Here is a 15,677-nt window from a genome sequence, read left to right as displayed (position 1 = left end):
GGCGGCTGGCGCCCCGTAAAAGGGTGCCAGCCGCCGGATCAGTGATCACCGGTCGTAGACCGCCCGGATCAAGCGGTGAGCCGCAGCAGCGGGTCGCCCGGGGCGACCTCGCCGGAGGCGATCGCCTCCACGGAGGTGAAGGCCGCCGTGTTGGTGATCAGGATCGGGGTGGTCAGCGGGTGCCCGGCCTGCTCAACGGCGGCCCGGTCCACGCGCACCAGCTCCTGGCCCGCCTCGACGCGGTCGCCCTGCTTGACCAGGACCTCGAAGCCCTTGCCCTCCATCTCGACCGTGTCCAGACCGACGTGGATGAGCAGCTCCACGCCCGAGTCCAGGTTGATGCCGTAGGCGTGCCCGGACTCCGGCGCCACCACCACGGTGCCGGCCGCCGGGGCGGTCACCACGATCTGCTGCTCGGAGGGCTCGATGCCGACGCCTTGGCCGACGGCGCCACCGGCGAATACCGGGTCGGCGACCTCGGCGAGCGGCACCACGGTGCCGCGCACGGGGGAGACGAGCTCGGTGACCGCGCCCTCAGCCAGCGCCGGCTTGGGCTGCGCGGCCTGGGCCTTGGCGGCCTCCTCCAGCGCCAGGTCGGCGGCGGTCTCCTCTGGGGAGGCCTCGACGTACCCGTCCGCGGCGGCGGCCGCGCGGGCCTCCGCCTTCTCCTCAGCCGTGCGGTAGTCGGAGATGAACAGGATGATGAAGGAGGTGAAGAAGGCCGCCGCGATACCGATTGCGTACAGGCCCATGGGGGAGAAGACCGGGATGGTCAGCAGCGAGGTGAAGGCGAAGGTGCTGGCGTCCACGCCACCGCCCAGGCCGATGACCAGACCGCCTACGGCGCAGCCGACCAGCATGCGCGGGTAGATGCGCTTGAAGCGCAGGTGGATACCGTAAAGGCTCGGCTCGGAGATGCCGCCGAACAGACCCGCGATCAGCGCACCGAAGGCCGTCTGTCGCATCTCGTTGTCCCGCTCGCGGATGGAGATGGCCAGCACGGCGGCGGTGGCGCCGAAGCAGGCGAAGTTCCAGGCGCCCATGGGGCCCTGAATGAAGTCGTACCCGAGGTTGTTGATGTTGGCCAGCATGAGGGCGTTCAGTGGCCAGTGCAGGCCCAGAGGCACCAGGAACGGATACAACAGCGGAATGATGATCGCGAAGACGATCGGGGCGGTGTTGTTCAGCCAGGCCAGGGCCGAGCCCAGTGCGGAGCCGAGCCAGATACCGATGGGGCCGAGGATGAACGCCGTGATCGGCATCATGATCACGAAGGACAGGAAGGGCACGAACACCATCTGCAGGTTCGGGGAGATGATCCGGGTCAGGCCCTTGTACAGCGGAGCCAGGAGCGCCACCATGATCAATGGCGTGAACACCTGGCCGCCGTAGTCGTTGAGCTGCATGGGCAGTCCGAACACGGTGGCGGTGCATAGAGTAGTGCCGAGTGTCTCGTTGACGGTGCAGGTGACGCCGCTTGTGAGGTCCGTGTCTGACATATAGACGAAGTTTGGCGTGATGAGGGCAGCCATAATGGCGGTGCCCACCCACGGATCGATCCGGAGCTTCTTGGAGGCGTTGTAGGCCACCATGATCGGCAGGAAGTAGAACACCGAGCGGTACATCGCGTCGACGAAGGCCAGGGACGCGGGCTTTACCGCGGCACGGGTGTCGATGTAGCCGAGTGCCTCGGCCACCGCCTCGCCGGCGATGATCAGCGAGGTGCCCAGCAACACCGGCAGCAGTGGCCGGAAGGAGTCGGACAGGTACTCGAAGAACGCGTCCACGAAGGCGTTCTTGCCGCGCGCCTTTGCGCGGGCGGCAGCCTTGACGTCGGCGTTCGACTGTGCCGCCTTGCCGCCGCTCTTCATGGCGGGCAGGTTCATGATGTCGTCGTACACGCTCTGGACGGCGCCGCCGATGACGATCTGGTAGCGGTCGCCTGCCTGCGGGACCGCACCCATCACGCCGGGAATCTTCTCGACCGTGGCCTTGTCGACCACGGAGGCGTCTTGGAGCTCGAAGCGCAATCGCGTTGCGCAGTGGGTGAGGTTGACGATGTTCTCGGGGCCTCCTACAGCCTCGAGAATCGCTTCTGGAGCGGATGTGGTTGTTGCCATGTTGACCTTACCGTCGGCCGCCGGCGCCCAGTTTCGGGCGCAGGCGGGCTGGGTTGGAAGGGCCCGGTTCTATAGGACCCTGTGTGCCAGGGTAACCCGCCGAACGGTGATCCGGGACATGTTCTTGCCCAAGACCGCCGTCTCGGGGGAGACATGCCCGGCGTCTTCGAAGGCCTGCGTGGTATTGCCCTGCCGCTTGCGGGGCGGGGCGGTACAAGTGCCGAAATCCACTGCCTTTACTGAGCGCATACCGCTTGAGCCGCGTTCACAGGTGCTCAGCGGGACGGTTCGGAGTCGTCGCAGGCTGGGACTGACGGCGAAGACGTCGTCACACCAACCCGCCGGCGTGGCCGCCAGTCCTTCCTCCTGGTACCGCAGCGCGCGCATTACGCCGGCACCACAATCGGAGGAGACCGTCATGACCCCGCTTCCGCCCAGTCCGACCGACGCGCCCGCAAGCAGCAGCACATCCCTGCCTCCCGGTCCGGAAACGGGCCCGGATGAGGGCCTGTACGGACCCCGCGGGTGGACGGTGCGCGCCGGAGTATGGCACGCACTGGCTGACTGCCGTGACGAATTGCGCTCAACGGTGATTCCTGCGCAGTTCGGCTTCGCCCCCGCAGGGCTGATCACCGCAGACGGCACCCCGGAGGACGACTACACGCCCTTCCACGACCTCGGCCCCGCCACTGCCCGGCGTCTGCTAGAGATCCTGCCCGGCGAGCAGCTGCGTGACCGGCAGAATCTCGGCCCGACCCTGGGTGCCCTGCTGCGCGCCTGTGCGCGTGCAGACGGGCGAGTACGACTATCGGGTTATGCCATTGGTCCGCAGCGCCAGGACGAGCGCGTCAGCGTCGAGGGCATGTGGATCGAGGACCCCGACCTGCTTGAGGAGCTCGTCAGGGCCATCGTGGAAGGTAGTGATCCTGACGGCGATGACTGCTACTGCGCCTGCGAGGACCGGGACCCCTATGACGAGGAGGAGCTGGAGGCGCTGGTGGCGCTTGGCCTGCAGGAGGTGTGGCGCCACGTGGCTGAACGCTATGAGCTGGACTCGCGCGGCGCCCCAGACGAGTTCAAGCCGCTGCGGCGCCACTGGACCCACGGCCCGCTGGGCACCTGGCTGTGGTGGGACTGACCCTTTCTGCGGCGGCTCGGCCCGTAGCCGTCTAGGGCGGATGTGATGGACAACCGGGTCGGCCGTACCGCCCGCTGGGGCGGGCGGTACGGCCGGAAGCCCGTAGCATGCGCATCGTGATCAACGTCCAGGACCTCGCCATGCGCATCGGTGCACGTCAGCTTGTCTCCGGTGCCTCCTTCCGGGTGGACAAGGGCATGCGTATTGGGCTGGTGGGACGCAATGGGGCGGGTAAGACCACGATGACCAAGTTGCTGGCGGCTGCGTCAGTGGCGCAGGGAACCAGCCAGGCGGTTGCCGACGCCGACGAGCGCCACGGGCTGGAGGCGGTGGAGCAAGAGGGTCTGATCACCTGCAACGGATCGGTCGGCTACCTGCCGCAGGACACCCGCGTAGGTGACTTGAATGAGATTACGCGTGACCGGGTCCTGTCCGCCCGCGGCATCGACGCGCTGCTGGCCCGCATCCGCCGGGCCGAGCAGAAGATTGCCGCCACCAGCGGGAACGCCCAGGCCAAGGCACTGGACCGATACACCCGGCTCGACCACGAGTTCACTATGGCCGGCGGCTATGCCGCCGCCAGCGAGGCCGCCCGCATCTGCGCCTCCCTGGGTCTGCCCGAACGGGTTCTCGAGCAGCCGATTGGAACGCTCTCCGGCGGCCAGCGCCGTCGTGTGGAACTCGCCCGGGTACTGTTCCAGCAGCCGGACACGCTGCTGCTGGACGAGCCCACCAACCACTTGGACCACGACTCGATCCTGTGGCTGCGCGATCACCTGCGTACCTACGCAGGCGGCTTCATCGTCATCAGCCACGACGTCGAGCTGCTGCGCGACACCGTTAATCAGGTCATGTACCTGGACGCCAGCCGCGGCGTCCTGGACGTCTACCACATGGGCTGGGACGCCTACCTCAAGCAGCGCGCCGACGACGAGCACCGGCGTCGGCGTGAGCGCGCCAACGCCGAGAAGAAGGCGGCGGCACTGCGCGCCCAGGGCGAGAAGATGCGGGCCAAGGCCACCAAGGCCGTGGCCGCCCAGCAAATGCTCAAGCGGGCCGACCGGCTTATGGAGGGTCTGGAGGCCGAGCGCGCCCAGGAGAGGGTCGCCGATCTGCGCTTCCCCGACCCCGCCCCCTGCGGCAAGGTGCCGCTGCGCGCCGTCGGCCTGTCCAAGGCATACGGCTCGCTGGAGGTGTTCGCAGGCGTCGACCTGGCCATCGACCGCGGCAGCCGTGTGGTGGTGCTGGGGCTCAACGGCGCAGGTAAGACCACGCTGCTGCGGCTACTGGCGGGCACCGAGGCGCCCGACTCCGGGCAGGTGCAGGCCGGGACCGGGCTGAAGCTCGGCTACTACGCGCAGGAGCATGAGACGATTGACGACTCGCGTACGGTGGTGGAGAACCTGCGCAGCGCCGCGCCCGGCCTGAATGACACCGAGGTGCGCAGCGTACTGGGCTCGTTCCTGTTCTCCGGCGCCGATGCCGACAAGCCGGCGCGGGTACTTTCCGGCGGTGAGAAGACCCGCCTGGCCCTGGCGCTGCTGGTGGTCTCCAGCGCCAACGTGCTGCTCCTGGATGAGCCGACCAACAACCTCGATCCCGCCAGCAGGGAGGAGATCCTGCGCGCCCTGGGCACCTTCGGCGGCGCCGTCGTGCTGGTGACGCACGACGAGGGCGCCGTGAAGGCGCTCAACCCGGATCGGGTCCTGCTGCTGCCCGACGGGGACGAGGACCTGTGGAGCGATGACTACCTGGAGCTGGTCACGCTCGCATGACCTTCGCGCGACGGTGAGTGCCATCACGGTGGCCGCTACTCCTGTTCACCATGCGAGCCGACGTAGGGTGAGGGGAACATCTCGGACCGTCGGCGTGTTCGCCCCGGTGCAAGGCACACCTAAGGAGGAGACCGACATGGCTCAGACAACCCTGACCGACGCTTCCAGCGTCACCACCACCGACGCCCCCACGCATGAGGTGCTGCTCACCGAGGCCGCCGCCGCCAAGGTCGCCGGCCTGCTGACCCAGGAGGGGCGCGACGACCTGCGCCTGCGCCTGGCCGTGCAGCCCGGTGGCTGCTCCGGGCTCGTCTACCAGCTCTACTTCGATGAGCGCCTGCTCGACGGCGATGCCATCCGCTCCTTCGCCACCGGTGACGCCGAGCTCGCGTCGGTGGACGTGGTCGTGGACCGCATGAGTGTGCCGTACCTGAACGGCGCCACCATCGACTTCTCCGACACGATCGAGAAGCAGGGCTTCACTATCGACAACCCCAACGCGGTTGGCACTTGCGCCTGCGGCGAGTCCTTCCACTGAGCGCACCGGGCGCCGAATACTCTGCCCCACGTGCAGCCGACCACTGCGGTCGGCGCCGTTCAGCGCCGGGGTGGCGCAGCGGACGCACGTCTTCTGCCTCACCCCGTCGCTGTTCGCAAGTATTCGAGGAGATTCCAATTGCGCCGTGCCGCAACTATCCTGCCCACACTCGCACTTACCGCCTGCCTGGCCCTGGCGGGCTGCTCCGACTCGCCCGGGGACGCCAGCGCCTCTGCGTCGGCCGAGGCCACCATCACCCCGCTGAGCGCCGTCGACTGCTCCACGCTGACAATCGACGACGACGCGGCATCACTGCCCAACCTTGACGGTGAGGACGGCGCCGAGCCCACCGTCACCTGGGGCGAGGGAGAAGCGCCGAGGAACCTGACCGTTAAGACCCTGGCGGAAGGCGACGGCGCCGAGGTGACCGAGGAGTCGATCGTCGTCGCCGACTACGCCGGCTGGGAGTGGGGCGCCACTGAAGTCTTCGACTCCTCCTACGCGCGGGGGGAGGCAACGCCCTTCAACCTGCAAGGAGTAATTCCCGGGTGGACTTGCGGCCTGGCCGGACGCCACGTCGGTGATCACCTGGAGCTGGCGATTCCGCCCGAACTGGCTTACGGCCAGCCGGCGGCAACGCCGAACTTGCCGTCAGGGCCCCTGGTATTCGTCGTGGAGATCAAGCATGCGGTGGCTACCTCTGAGGTTGCGGGAACAGCAGAGTCCGCCGCGACGGCGTCGAAGGACGCGGCCGCGGACGCCCAAGTGGAGCAGTCGCTAGCGGATCGCGGCGTCACAGTCTCGGGTGACCTCGGTGCTGCGGCCACCATTTCGGTGGCCGACGGCGCTGCGGCACCTACCGAGCAGGAGACTTTCGTCCTGGCCCGTGGTACCGGGGAGCCGGTCGCCGACGGTGACTACGTACTGCTGCACGTCGCCGCGGTCAATTGGGATGACCCGGAGCTGCACCAGTCATCCTGGGAGAACGGTGCCGCGCAGGACATGGTCATCTCTGCGAATTCGCCCTTCGGCTCTCTGATCGATGTACCGGTCGGCTCTCGCGTGGTGATCCTCATGCCCGGTGAGGAGTCCCAGGAGACGGTGGCTGCTGCCTTCGTCATGGACATCGCGGCGATTCTCTAGACGCTCTGCAAGCGCTCCAGGAGCGTAGTGGCCCTCCCGCACCGGATGCCGGTGGGGGAGGGCCACTTGCCGTGAGGACCACTCGCCTCGGGCGGCGCGCGGCGCCGCACGTTCGCGGCTGCGGCATCAGCGCACGATCAGGCCCTCGGCGTGGGCAACGGCATTCGCCAGACGCTGCGAGACGTCTTCCCAGTTGACGATCTGCCAGATGGCGGCCAGGTAGTCGGCCTTGACGTTGAGGTAGTCCAGGTAGAAGGCGTGCTCCCACATGTCGATCTGGAACAGCGGGATCGTGCCCACGGGCACGTTGCCCTGCTGGTCGAACAGCTGGAAGGTCACCAGCTTGCCGGACAGGGAGTCGTAAGCCAGCACCGCCCAGCCGGATCCCTGAATACCCAGCGCGGCTGCGTTCAGCTGCTGCTTGAGGGCGGCGAAGGAACCGAAGGAGTCCTTGATGGCCTCCGCCAGCTCGCCCTCGGGCTCGTCGCCTCCGTTGGGGGAGAGGTTCTTCCAGAAGATGGAGTGGTTCAGGTGCCCGCCGAGGTTGAAGGCGAGGTTCTTCTCCCACAGGTTGATGGCGGCGAAGTCGCCGTCGGCGCGGGCGGCGGCGAGCTGCTCCAGGGCCGCGTTCGCTCCGGTCACGTAGGCGGCGTGGTGGCGGTCATGGTGCAGCTCCATGATGCGCCCGGAGATGTGCGGCTCCAACGCGGCGTAGTCATAGGGCAGCTCGGGGAGCGTGTACTTCGGGACGACGAGGTCGGTCGTTGCAGTCATGCGGTCTTTTCCTGCGGATGTTGCGTAGTTTCACGTGGCACGCCAGGCAACAGACTCATGAGTGAGACTGAAGTCCTAGACAAGATTCATCGTAGACGGCGATTGGTTCGTGGAGAAGGGTGGGACGTGTCCCAGTTGCGCTATTACACTGAGCGCTAAAGCCCCGTCGTCCACTGGAGGACCGCATGACCGACCAGGCAGAAGCCGCACCCCTCGACCTCCTCGTCTTCTCCGATGACGTCACTGTGCGTCGGCAGGTGATCGACGGCGTCGGCCGTCGGCCCGCCAAGGGGCTGCCGCTCGTGTCCTGGACCGAAGCGGCAACCGCCGAGGGCGTTCGCCTGGCCATCAAGGACCGCCAGAAGGCGGGGCAGGCCCCCTTCGCCGCCCTGGTGCTCGATGCCGAGACGAAGAAGCTCGGTGGCATGGGGTTGGCGCATGAGCTGTTCACCGAGCTTGACCAGCGGCCTCCGGTGGTGCTGCTGACTGCCCGTCCGCAGGACGACTGGCTGTCTGCCTGGGCCAAGGCTGAGGTTGTGGTGCCGCGCCCCCTGGACCCGCTTAGCCTGCAGGAAGGTGTCGCTAAGGCTCTGCGCGCCCGCCGCGGCTCCGTCGCTCCCGCCGGCTGACCCGGCTGTCGCTGCCGCGCCGTGGGCGCGCTGCCGGCCGACGTCGTGCCTCAGCACTCGGCGTCAATAACGCGCCTGTGCCGCGCGGCGGCGCCAACCGGCCAGGCCAGCGCCGCGACTGCACCGTTTGCGGAGTCCTGGTTCGCGGCGTCGACGGCGGGGTTCCCGACCTCCACCAGGCGCGCACCGGAATCCAGCACCCAGTCGGCCAGCAGCGCCGTCTCCTCCACGCTCGTATCCGCCCCCACCCGTGCGGGCCGGTCCACCACCTGGGCGGCGGCGCGCAGCGTGGCGATGGTGGGGCGCGGGTCCGCGCCCGGGGCCGTGACTGCCGAGCCCGCCAGGCGCCCCCAGCGCACATCCACCAGCTCCCAGCCGCCGCGGTCGCGTCGTCGGGCCGCCATCAGATGCGGACAAGCCAGTAGTGGGCGTACCTTCTCCGCCCGGCACGCTCCCAACAGCAGCGCCCGCAGCCGCCGCGTCCACAGTCCCGCCTCCTCGTAGCGCTCCTCGTCCGACAGCTCCGCTATCCGCGCCAGCAGCGGGCCGGCCACCAGGTCGACCTCGCCGGAAAGGGCCTGCAGCGCCGTGTCGGCGTCGGCCGGGGTGTCCGCGCGGCGCACCGCGCGGACACTGTGTCCGTCCCAGACCTCCAGGCGCAGCACGGATTCGGCGGCCCGCTGCGCCTCCAAACCCGCCTTTCGGGACGGGAACGGGCCAATGGCGTGGCCCGCCTCCGACAGCGGCAGCGCGGCAGTCAGCGCCAGATGTGGGTTCGGGGAGTCGACCAGGTGCAGCCAGGGCCGGCGCTGCGGGGCCCGGGAGCGGCGGTTGACCGGCGGATCCAGCTCGGCAATGAGCCGCAGCTCCCGCACACGCGCCTCGATCTCGGTGGGTGTCTCGATCGCCCGCACCGCCACGGCCGTGTCCAGCATGCGTGCCACCTTGGTGCGCTTCTCCGCGGCCGTGAAGTAAGAGCGCACCCGGCGGCGGAGGTTCACGGCGCTGCCCACGTAAAGCACCTGGCCGGCGGGGGAGAGGAACTGGTAGACCCCAGGAGCGGCGGGCAGGCCGTCGGCCAGGCGGCTCTTGACCCGTCGGGATGCGGGTACGGGATCAGTCGCGGTGGCCAGGTCCTCTAGATGGGTGATGCCCTGCGGCGCCAGCGCCTCCAGGCAGGCGTGCAGCACATCCACGGTCGCACGTGCATCGTCCAGGGCGCGATGCGTGGGAGACGTCGGTGAGCCTACGAAGGCGGCGAGCGTGCCCAGCTTGTGGTTGGTTACTTGGGAGCGGTCCCAGGCCCGGCGGGCTAGCGCCAGGGTGTCCAGTATCAGTGGTTCCTGCCAGTCCAGGCCGAGGGTGCGGGCGGCCCCACGCAGGTGGCCGAGGTCGAAGCGGGCATTGTGCGCCACCGCCACCGTCGCACGGTCGCCTAGGCGCGCCCACTGCAGGAAGGCGGCCACCGCCTGGGCTACTGGAGGCGCATCCGCCACCATGGCGTTGGTAATACCGGTCAGGACGGTGATCTGGGCGGGAATGGCGGCGCCCGGATTTACGAGCGTGGAGAATTCCGAATCGACCGCGCCGCCGCGAACCCTTACAGCGCCGATCTCGGTGATGGCGTGCGCGCCCGGCCCGCCCCCGGTGGTCTCCAGATCGACGACTACGAAGGTGACATCGCGCAGCGCGGTGCCCATATCCGCGAAAGACGCCTGTACCGGGCGGGTTTCATCCTCCGCCCGCCAGACGCCCGGAAGCCGTACGGCGCCTGTGGCGTGGGACGGTTGGGGCGAGAGCGCATCGAAGGGCACAGCGCGAGGCTAGACTTTGTGAGCAGCCGATCCAGCCGCGGACACGCCCGGCGGGCGTAACCCGGACGGCCCGGCGACTTCCCGCCCGCCGCAGCACAGGAGGTCCCACATGGGGTACCGAGGTATCAAGGCCGCCGTCGGCCCGGCCATGGAGATGCTGTACCAGCCGTGGATCCGCGGCGAGGAGAACATCCCCGCCGAGGGCCCCGCCATCCTGGCCTCCAACCACCTGGCGGTTATCGATTCCTTCTTCCTGCCGCTGCTGATGGACCGCGAGGTCGCCTTCATCGGCAAGTCCGACTACTTCACCGGCAAGGGCATCAAGGGCTGGGCCGTGAAGAACTTCATGACCGCCGTCGGCACCATTCCCGTGGACCGCTCCGGGGGCAAAGCGTCCATGGCGGCCCTGCAGGCCGGGATCGACCGACTGCGCTCGGGCGAGCTGTTCGGCATCTACCCCGAGGGCACCCGCAGCCCTGATGGGCGCCTGTACCGGGGCAAGACCGGGGTGGCGCGCGTCGCCCTGGCCACCGGGGCGCCGGTGATCCCCGTGGCCATGATCGGCTCCAACCTGGCTCAGCCGATCGGCCAGGTGGTTCCCTCCACCCGGCACCGCGTGGGCATCGTCGTTGGCGAGCCGCTGGACTTCTCCCGCTACCAGGGCCTGGAGAACGACCGCTTCGTGCTGCGCTCCATCACCGACGAGATCATGTACGCACTGATGTCCCTGTCCGGCCAGGAATACGTGGACCTGTACGCCGCGGACGTAAAGAAGGCGATGGACGCGGAGAAGAAGACGGCCGCGGAGGTCGTAGACGAGATGCTTGAAGAGCTGGCCGCCAAGCGGCCGGCCGCCGCGCCCGTCGAGGCCCCCGGCGGCCGCCCCGCTCCCGACGTCGAGGTCCCCGAGCCGCCGGCGGAGCCGGATGAAGCGGAAGAAGAGGAAGAGGTGGAGGACATCGAGGGGGCGCCTGAGGGTGACGAGGGCGTAGCGCCGGATGCCGAGTCGCGTTCCGACGACCACTGACAGTCTGACAGTCCGGGGACCGAAATGTCCGAGATCGGCACGAACGGAGCTGGCGCGCCGGTCTGCGTTTTCAGGAACGTTGGAATCATGCGGTTTCTTCGGGTGGTTCTTGGTCGCCCGACGCCGTTCATGCCGAATCCGGACAGTTTCACCCGGGCATGACCGCGAACCTGCTTGGCAACCGGGCGAGTATCGTGGCGGCGGGCCCCAGGACCAGGCCGCCCGCGTAAGCCAGGTTGTAGAGGGAGTAGGCGCCGCCGATAGTCGGCGGTGTGGCTATGGCTCCCTGAACGCCTATTAGTGCACCTGCCGGTACGACCAGGAGGGCAATTGCGACACCCAGACACATGAGTCCGGCGATGATTACCGGGTAGTTCGGGCCGATTCCCACCAGAACCAGGCCCACAGCCGCGGCGGCGGCACCGAAGAGAATCAGCGCAACTACTGGCCGACATCCTGGTGTTCGCAACACGTCCATCGCGGTGGCGGGATCGTCGTCGGGCGGCGGGGTCGGACGGACGAAGGCGACTCGCAGCCCGCCGTCGATCGCCAGAAGCACGATCGCACAGAGGAAGGGTGCCGAATGCCCTCCGAACCTAGCCAACCAGCCCGCCAGGGGAGGTCCCGCCAACACGCCAACCGAAACCATGCTCATCGCCAGTCCGAGATAGGTCCCGCGTTGCCGCAGAGGTACGGTCCCGGCGATCAGGGACAGTCCGGCCACCCAGCTCAATCCGGCGGCGGCTCCCTGGAGCGTGCGGGCCGTTAGAAGCAACCAGTAGGGACCACCGATGGTGAACAGCAGACACGCGCACGCCAGGCCCACCACAGCAACTAGCAGCGGTCCGCGGGGGCCGTGCCTGTCCACGACTCGACCAGCGAGTGGAGTGACTATCACCAGTGCGGCGGCATAGGCGGCGAAGAGCAGACCGGTTGCCGAGGCGCCGGCCTCGGCCACGGCGGGAAGCAGAGGGAGCACCGGGATGAGAATCCCGTAGACGAGCATGTCGGTGAACAGGGCGACGCAGGCCACTGTTACGGCCACGTGCGGATTGGTGGCGGCTTCGGTGGACGATGGATGCATGCCCACTCCTTCTTCGGTGTCATTCTTCGGTGTCAGGGCGATTCGACGGTGATCAGGCCCGCGACGAGGGCACGCGCCGTCGCCTCGCAGCACCCTGATGCGGGGAGGTCCTCCGGCGTGAGCGCCGCGGTAAGCGTGGCGCCGTACAGGAATGACGCGATGTTGAAACGGGCGATGTCGAGCGGAGCGCGCAGCCGCTCCTCGCACTCGGTCAGGACCCGGATGAGCAGCGCCGACCACTGCGCGAGGGCCGCCGTCTTCTGCTCCAGTCCGGACTTGACCGCCGGTGCCTGCGGCGCTACGAGAACGGTGACGACGGCGAGTTCGCGGAAGGCTGTGTCCCCGCGAAGCCTGCGCAGGTAGTCCGCCAGGAATGCCGTTAGCCGCACCTCTGGTGCCGTGGAGGCGTCGAGCGCCGCGAGAAGTGCCTCACCCTGGCTGTGCCATTGCTCGGACAGGGCGGCGTCCAGCAACTCCCGCTTGCCGGTGAAGTGGTGGTAGACGGCGCCTCGAGTTACGTCGGCGCCGCGGGCCACCTCCACCAGCGAGCAGGCCTCCCAACCGTCCTTCGCGAAGCGGTGCAAGGCGGAGCGGATGATGGCTTGGCGGGTCTCGGCGGCCTCGGCGGCGGTGCGACGCATGCTTACAGACAAGCCTGTATGTATAACTTCGTCAAGCGTCCATGCGGCGCATGAGTCGTGTACGCCTACAATTGTTGCCATGTCGGTCGACGCTGTCATGCCGTTGCGCGATGTGAAGAACCACCTTTCCGAGGTCGTCGGCCAGGTGGAGCGGGAGCACAGCCGCGTAACGATCACCCGGCACGGGCGCCCCGCGGCAGTCGTCATCTCTGCAGATGACCTGGAGTCACTCGAGGAGACGCTCGGCATCCTCAGCCGCCCCGCGCTAATCGAGCGGATCCGTGCAGGAGTGGATGATTTGGGTGCTCAGCGGGTGGAGGTGCTCAGCAAGGACGAGTTGCTCGACTCCCCGAAGGGGTGAGTCCGTGCCCTACGCGATCGCACTTGCGGCACGTGCTAAGCGCGACCTGCGCTCGCATCCGGAGAAGGTCGTCACCGCAGTCGTCGAGTTTCTTTACGGACCATTGCGAGACAATCCGTATCGCGTCGGAAAGCCTTTGCGCTTTGAGCTGGCCGGGCTCCACAGTGCCCGACGGGGCGACTACCGCATCATCTACAGAATTGATGATGACGCACGCCGGGTTGTGGTGGTTACCGTTGACCATCGCAGCGACGGCTACCGTTGACGGGGCGACGACGGCGCGTCGGTGTCGCCCCCCCGTGTGCATCGGCCTTCGAGTCCCGCGTAGCGCGCAGAATGTCCAAGATCGGCACGAACGGGGCTGACGCGCCGGTCTGTGTTTTCAGGAACGTTGGAAACATGCGGTATCTTTGGGTAGTTCTTGGTCGGTCGACGCCGTTCATGCCGAATCCGGACAGTAGTACACCGAGCCCAATTACAGTCCGAGCGCGGTTAGCAGACCGGGGATGCGGACTTCGAGTGCACGGAACATCAGGTCGTCGTTGACCTTGTCGTAGTGGTGCGCGACCAGGTTGCGCATGCGCATGATCCCGACCCAGTCGACGTCGGGGAACTGTTCCTTGTACTCCCGGGGTAGTTTCTCGACGACGGTGGCAACCTTGATTAGCACCCGTTCACCGGCATTACGCAGCAGCGCTCCTTCCATCGAGTCTGCTGCGTATGCGTCGAAGCCGTGGCTGACGATGAAGGCGGCCTCGTCTCCGAAACGTCTCAGATCCGCGAGTCGTCGTTCTGTTCGGTCCGCGGACGGTGATGTAGTGCTCATATCCGTACCGGTTCTAGGGAAGTCCCGGACATCGCGACTGAGCCGCTGCTGGCCGAGATCACGTCGACGGGCACCGTCAGTAGATCCGACAGCTCTTCCTCAAGCTCCAACAGGTCGAGGATGTCCGCGTGTTCAGGGAAACGGACTATCAGATCGATGTCAGAGTCCTGGCGATCCGTGCCGCTGGCAACGGAGCCGAAGACTCCGATGACTTGGCATCCATGTGCAGCGGCCAACTCGATGACGTCCTGGCGTGCAGCGTGCAGGAGATCTGAAGGACGCACCTGCAATGCCTGTGTCAGCCGCTGCAGCGTGCTCCGGGATGCGCGACGCGCGCCGGACTCAATGGCTGCAATGAGTGGTTGGCTGACACCGGTGCGATCCGCGAGTTCACGTTGGCTCAGCCCCGCCGCGTGCCGACGGAAACGGATCCACTCACGTTCGGTGCGCTGTGTCACCCACCCATGATAACGCATGTGTGATCGCCGAGTGTGTCCGCCATGCTGCAGCCCGGCCTGCATCGATGCCTCTCGGCGCGTCACTGGTGCCGGTCTCAGTGCGCGACGAGTGCCGGTCTCGGCGAGGGGTGAGGTTGGGGTGAGGCATCTGGCCGCACAGCGGCGGCGTCCCGGTAGTATGGCCGCGATAAGCCCCACCACCGACGAAAGGTTTCCGATGTCGATCCGTCGCGTCGCCCTCCTCACCGCGGGCGGCTTCGCCCCCTGTCTGTCCGCCGCCGTCGGCGACCTCATCGAGCGCTACACCGAGGTCGCCCCCGACGTCGAGATCATCGCCTACCAGTACGGATACCACGGCCTGCTCACCGGTAACTACGTCGTCATCGACGACGAGGGCCGCAAGAACGCCGGCGTGCTGCGCCAGTACGGCGGCTCCCCGATCGGCAACTCCCGCGTGAAGCTCACCAACGCCAAGAACCTCGTCGAGCGCGGCCTGGTCAAGGAGGGCGTGGACCCGCTCGCCTTCGCCGCCGAGCGGCTGCGTGAGGACGGCGTCGACGTGCTGCACACCATTGGCGGCGACGACACCAACACCACCGCCGCGGACCTGGCCGCATACCTGCACGAGCACGACTACGACCTCACCGTCGTCGGCCTGCCCAAGACCATCGACAATGACGTCGTCCCGATCCGCCAGTCGCTGGGCGCCTGGACCGCGGCCGAGCAGGGCGCCGGCTTCGCCCTCAACGTGATCGGCGAGCACCGCTCCAACCCGCGCATGCTGATCGTGCACGAGTGCATGGGCCGCAACTGCGGCTACCTCACCGCCGAGACGGCCCGCCGCTACCACGAGCTGCTCAAGGACCGTCAGTGGGCGCCCTCCCTGGGACTGACCCAGGAGCGCTGGGACGTGCACGCCGTGTTCGTGCCGGAGGCCAAGCTGGACATTTCCGCCGAGGCCGAGCGCCTCAAGGCCATCATGGACGAGCAGGGCAACGTGAACATCTTCCTGTCCGAGGGCGCCGGCGTTCCCGAGATCATCGCGGAGATGGAGGCCAGGGGCGAGGAGGTCCAGCGCGACCCCTTCGGCCACGTCAAGCTCGACACCATTAACCCCGGCCAGTGGTTCGCCCGCCAGTTCGCCGAGAAGATCGGTGCCGAGAAGGTAATGGTGCAGAAGTCCGGCTACTACTCGCGCGCCTCCGCCGCCAACGAGGAGGACCTGGCCCTGATCAAGCAGATGTGTGACCTTGCCGTCGACTGCGCCCTGCGGGGCGAGCCCGGCGTCATCGGCCAGGACGAGGAGAACGGCGACCAGCTCGGTGCCATCGCCTTCGACCGCATCGCCG

Annotated in this window: 17 protein-coding genes; 9 read left to right on the top strand and 8 right to left on the bottom strand. The window is 67.7% G+C overall.

The window, feature by feature from the left end; all coding sequences use genetic code 11:
- Positions 1-68: 68 nt before the first annotated feature.
- Both GZ997_RS06605 and GZ997_RS06600 read right to left on the bottom strand, forming a co-directional pair.
- The gene (locus GZ997_RS06605; RefSeq protein WP_162679320.1) at positions 69-2,120 is read right to left on the bottom strand and encodes a glucose PTS transporter subunit IIA; all 2,052 of its coding nucleotides are present in this window, start codon (positions 2,118-2,120) and stop codon (positions 69-71) included.
- Positions 2,121-2,189: 69 nt separating this feature from the next.
- On the bottom strand, positions 2,190-2,540 hold the full coding sequence (locus GZ997_RS06600) for a hypothetical protein (RefSeq protein WP_162679319.1): 351 nt from the start codon (positions 2,538-2,540) through the stop codon (positions 2,190-2,192).
- Here GZ997_RS06600 and GZ997_RS06595 point away from each other — a divergent pair.
- The 4 genes from GZ997_RS06595 to GZ997_RS06580 all read left to right on the top strand — a co-directional run bounded on the left by GZ997_RS06595 (position 2,539) and on the right by GZ997_RS06580 (position 6,714).
- Positions 2,539-3,258: a hypothetical protein gene (locus GZ997_RS06595; RefSeq protein WP_238994321.1), complete on the top strand. Its 720-nt coding sequence runs from the start codon at positions 2,539-2,541 to the stop codon at positions 3,256-3,258. The two genes, GZ997_RS06600 and GZ997_RS06595, sit on opposite strands and share 2 nt — an antisense overlap.
- Before the next feature lie 107 nt (positions 3,259-3,365).
- Complete coding sequence (locus tag GZ997_RS06590) at positions 3,366-5,033, top strand: ABC-F family ATP-binding cassette domain-containing protein (RefSeq protein ID WP_161924240.1); 1,668 nt, start codon at positions 3,366-3,368, stop codon at positions 5,031-5,033.
- Positions 5,034-5,169: 136 nt separating this feature from the next.
- A complete protein-coding gene (locus GZ997_RS06585; RefSeq protein WP_161924239.1) occupies positions 5,170-5,571 on the top strand; it encodes an iron-sulfur cluster assembly accessory protein in 402 nt (133 codons plus the stop codon).
- 138 nt (positions 5,572-5,709) lie between these two features.
- Positions 5,710-6,714: an FKBP-type peptidyl-prolyl cis-trans isomerase gene (locus GZ997_RS06580; RefSeq protein WP_162679318.1), complete on the top strand. Its 1,005-nt coding sequence runs from the start codon at positions 5,710-5,712 to the stop codon at positions 6,712-6,714.
- 126 nt (positions 6,715-6,840) lie between these two features.
- On the opposite strand, the gene GZ997_RS06575 is transcribed toward GZ997_RS06580, so the two are convergent.
- Complete coding sequence (locus GZ997_RS06575; RefSeq protein WP_162679317.1) at positions 6,841-7,488, bottom strand: superoxide dismutase; 648 nt, start codon at positions 7,486-7,488, stop codon at positions 6,841-6,843.
- Positions 7,489-7,673: 185 nt separating this feature from the next.
- Here GZ997_RS06575 and GZ997_RS06570 point away from each other — a divergent pair, with 185 nt between their 5' ends.
- Complete coding sequence (locus tag GZ997_RS06570; RefSeq protein WP_161924236.1) at positions 7,674-8,117, top strand: hypothetical protein; 444 nt, start codon at positions 7,674-7,676, stop codon at positions 8,115-8,117.
- Positions 8,118-8,167: 50 nt separating this feature from the next.
- On the opposite strand, the gene GZ997_RS06565 is transcribed toward GZ997_RS06570, so the two are convergent.
- Entirely contained in the window at positions 8,168-9,931 is a 1,764-nt protein-coding gene (locus GZ997_RS06565) for a DEDD exonuclease domain-containing protein (RefSeq protein WP_272927745.1), read from the bottom strand.
- 109 nt (positions 9,932-10,040) lie between these two features.
- Between GZ997_RS06565 and GZ997_RS06560 the strand changes: the two genes are divergently transcribed.
- Positions 10,041-10,958, top strand: a complete 918-nt coding sequence (locus GZ997_RS06560) for a lysophospholipid acyltransferase family protein (RefSeq protein ID WP_161924235.1) — start codon at positions 10,041-10,043, stop codon at positions 10,956-10,958.
- 148 nt (positions 10,959-11,106) lie between these two features.
- On the opposite strand, the gene GZ997_RS06555 is transcribed toward GZ997_RS06560, so the two are convergent.
- Positions 11,107-12,042 carry an MFS transporter gene (locus tag GZ997_RS06555; protein ID WP_162679316.1) on the bottom strand — a complete coding sequence of 312 codons (936 nt, stop codon included), beginning with the start codon at positions 12,040-12,042 and terminating at the stop codon, positions 11,107-11,109.
- Between the two features lie 32 nt (positions 12,043-12,074).
- The gene (locus GZ997_RS06550; protein WP_203234061.1) at positions 12,075-12,683 is read right to left on the bottom strand and encodes a TetR/AcrR family transcriptional regulator; all 609 of its coding nucleotides are present in this window, start codon (positions 12,681-12,683) and stop codon (positions 12,075-12,077) included.
- A gap of 79 nt (positions 12,684-12,762) precedes the next feature.
- On the opposite strand from GZ997_RS06550, the gene GZ997_RS06545 reads away from it, so the two are divergent.
- Both GZ997_RS06545 and GZ997_RS06540 read left to right on the top strand, forming a co-directional pair.
- Positions 12,763-13,044 carry a type II toxin-antitoxin system Phd/YefM family antitoxin gene (locus tag GZ997_RS06545; protein WP_202616162.1) on the top strand — a complete coding sequence of 94 codons (282 nt, stop codon included), beginning with the start codon at positions 12,763-12,765 and terminating at the stop codon, positions 13,042-13,044.
- A 4-nt stretch (positions 13,045-13,048) separates the two neighbouring features.
- Positions 13,049-13,309: a type II toxin-antitoxin system RelE/ParE family toxin gene (locus tag GZ997_RS06540; protein WP_237564068.1), complete on the top strand. Its 261-nt coding sequence runs from the start codon at positions 13,049-13,051 to the stop codon at positions 13,307-13,309.
- A 210-nt stretch (positions 13,310-13,519) separates the two neighbouring features.
- Here the strand turns inward: GZ997_RS06540 and GZ997_RS06535 are convergent, their stop codons facing one another.
- Together GZ997_RS06535 and GZ997_RS06530 are read right to left on the bottom strand one after the other, a co-directional pair.
- Positions 13,520-13,870 carry a HepT-like ribonuclease domain-containing protein gene (locus GZ997_RS06535; RefSeq protein WP_161924232.1) on the bottom strand — a complete coding sequence of 117 codons (351 nt, stop codon included), beginning with the start codon at positions 13,868-13,870 and terminating at the stop codon, positions 13,520-13,522.
- Entirely contained in the window at positions 13,867-14,328 is a 462-nt protein-coding gene (locus GZ997_RS06530) for a helix-turn-helix domain-containing protein (protein WP_202616161.1), read from the bottom strand. The genes GZ997_RS06535 and GZ997_RS06530 overlap by 4 nt, the downstream gene beginning before the upstream one ends.
- Positions 14,329-14,545: 217 nt before the next feature.
- On the opposite strand from GZ997_RS06530, the gene GZ997_RS06525 reads away from it, so the two are divergent.
- Positions 14,546-15,677, top strand: a 1,132-nt coding sequence (locus GZ997_RS06525; RefSeq protein ID WP_162679314.1) for a pyrophosphate--fructose-6-phosphate 1-phosphotransferase, incomplete at its 3' end; no start/stop codon positions are given.

The organism is Actinomyces sp. 565 (assembly GCF_010365615.1).
GTDB lineage: Bacteria > Actinomycetota > Actinomycetes > Actinomycetales > Actinomycetaceae > Actinomyces.
Note: the sequence above shows the minus strand (reverse complement) of the source record. Positions and strands in the feature narration are given on the sequence as shown.

Coding starts and splice junctions, on each gene's coding strand:
- GZ997_RS06535 (WP_161924232.1), bottom strand. CDS start 13,870: ATGAGCACTACATCACCGTCCGCGGACCGAACAGAACGACGACTCGCG.
- GZ997_RS06595 (WP_238994321.1), top strand. CDS start 2,539: ATGACCCCGCTTCCGCCCAGTCCGACCGACGCGCCCGCAAGCAGCAGC.
- GZ997_RS06590 (WP_161924240.1), top strand. CDS start 3,366: ATGCGCATCGTGATCAACGTCCAGGACCTCGCCATGCGCATCGGTGCA.
- GZ997_RS06605 (WP_162679320.1), bottom strand. CDS start 2,120: ATGGCAACAACCACATCCGCTCCAGAAGCGATTCTCGAGGCTGTAGGA.
- GZ997_RS06550 (WP_203234061.1), bottom strand. CDS start 12,683: ATGCGTCGCACCGCCGCCGAGGCCGCCGAGACCCGCCAAGCCATCATC.
- GZ997_RS06545 (WP_202616162.1), top strand. CDS start 12,763: ATGTCGGTCGACGCTGTCATGCCGTTGCGCGATGTGAAGAACCACCTT.
- GZ997_RS06575 (WP_162679317.1), bottom strand. CDS start 7,488: ATGACTGCAACGACCGACCTCGTCGTCCCGAAGTACACGCTCCCCGAG.
- GZ997_RS06600 (WP_162679319.1), bottom strand. CDS start 2,540: ATGACGGTCTCCTCCGATTGTGGTGCCGGCGTAATGCGCGCGCTGCGG.
- GZ997_RS06570 (WP_161924236.1), top strand. CDS start 7,674: ATGACCGACCAGGCAGAAGCCGCACCCCTCGACCTCCTCGTCTTCTCC.
- GZ997_RS06560 (WP_161924235.1), top strand. CDS start 10,041: ATGGGGTACCGAGGTATCAAGGCCGCCGTCGGCCCGGCCATGGAGATG.
- GZ997_RS06585 (WP_161924239.1), top strand. CDS start 5,170: ATGGCTCAGACAACCCTGACCGACGCTTCCAGCGTCACCACCACCGAC.
- GZ997_RS06555 (WP_162679316.1), bottom strand. CDS start 12,042: ATGCATCCATCGTCCACCGAAGCCGCCACCAATCCGCACGTGGCCGTA.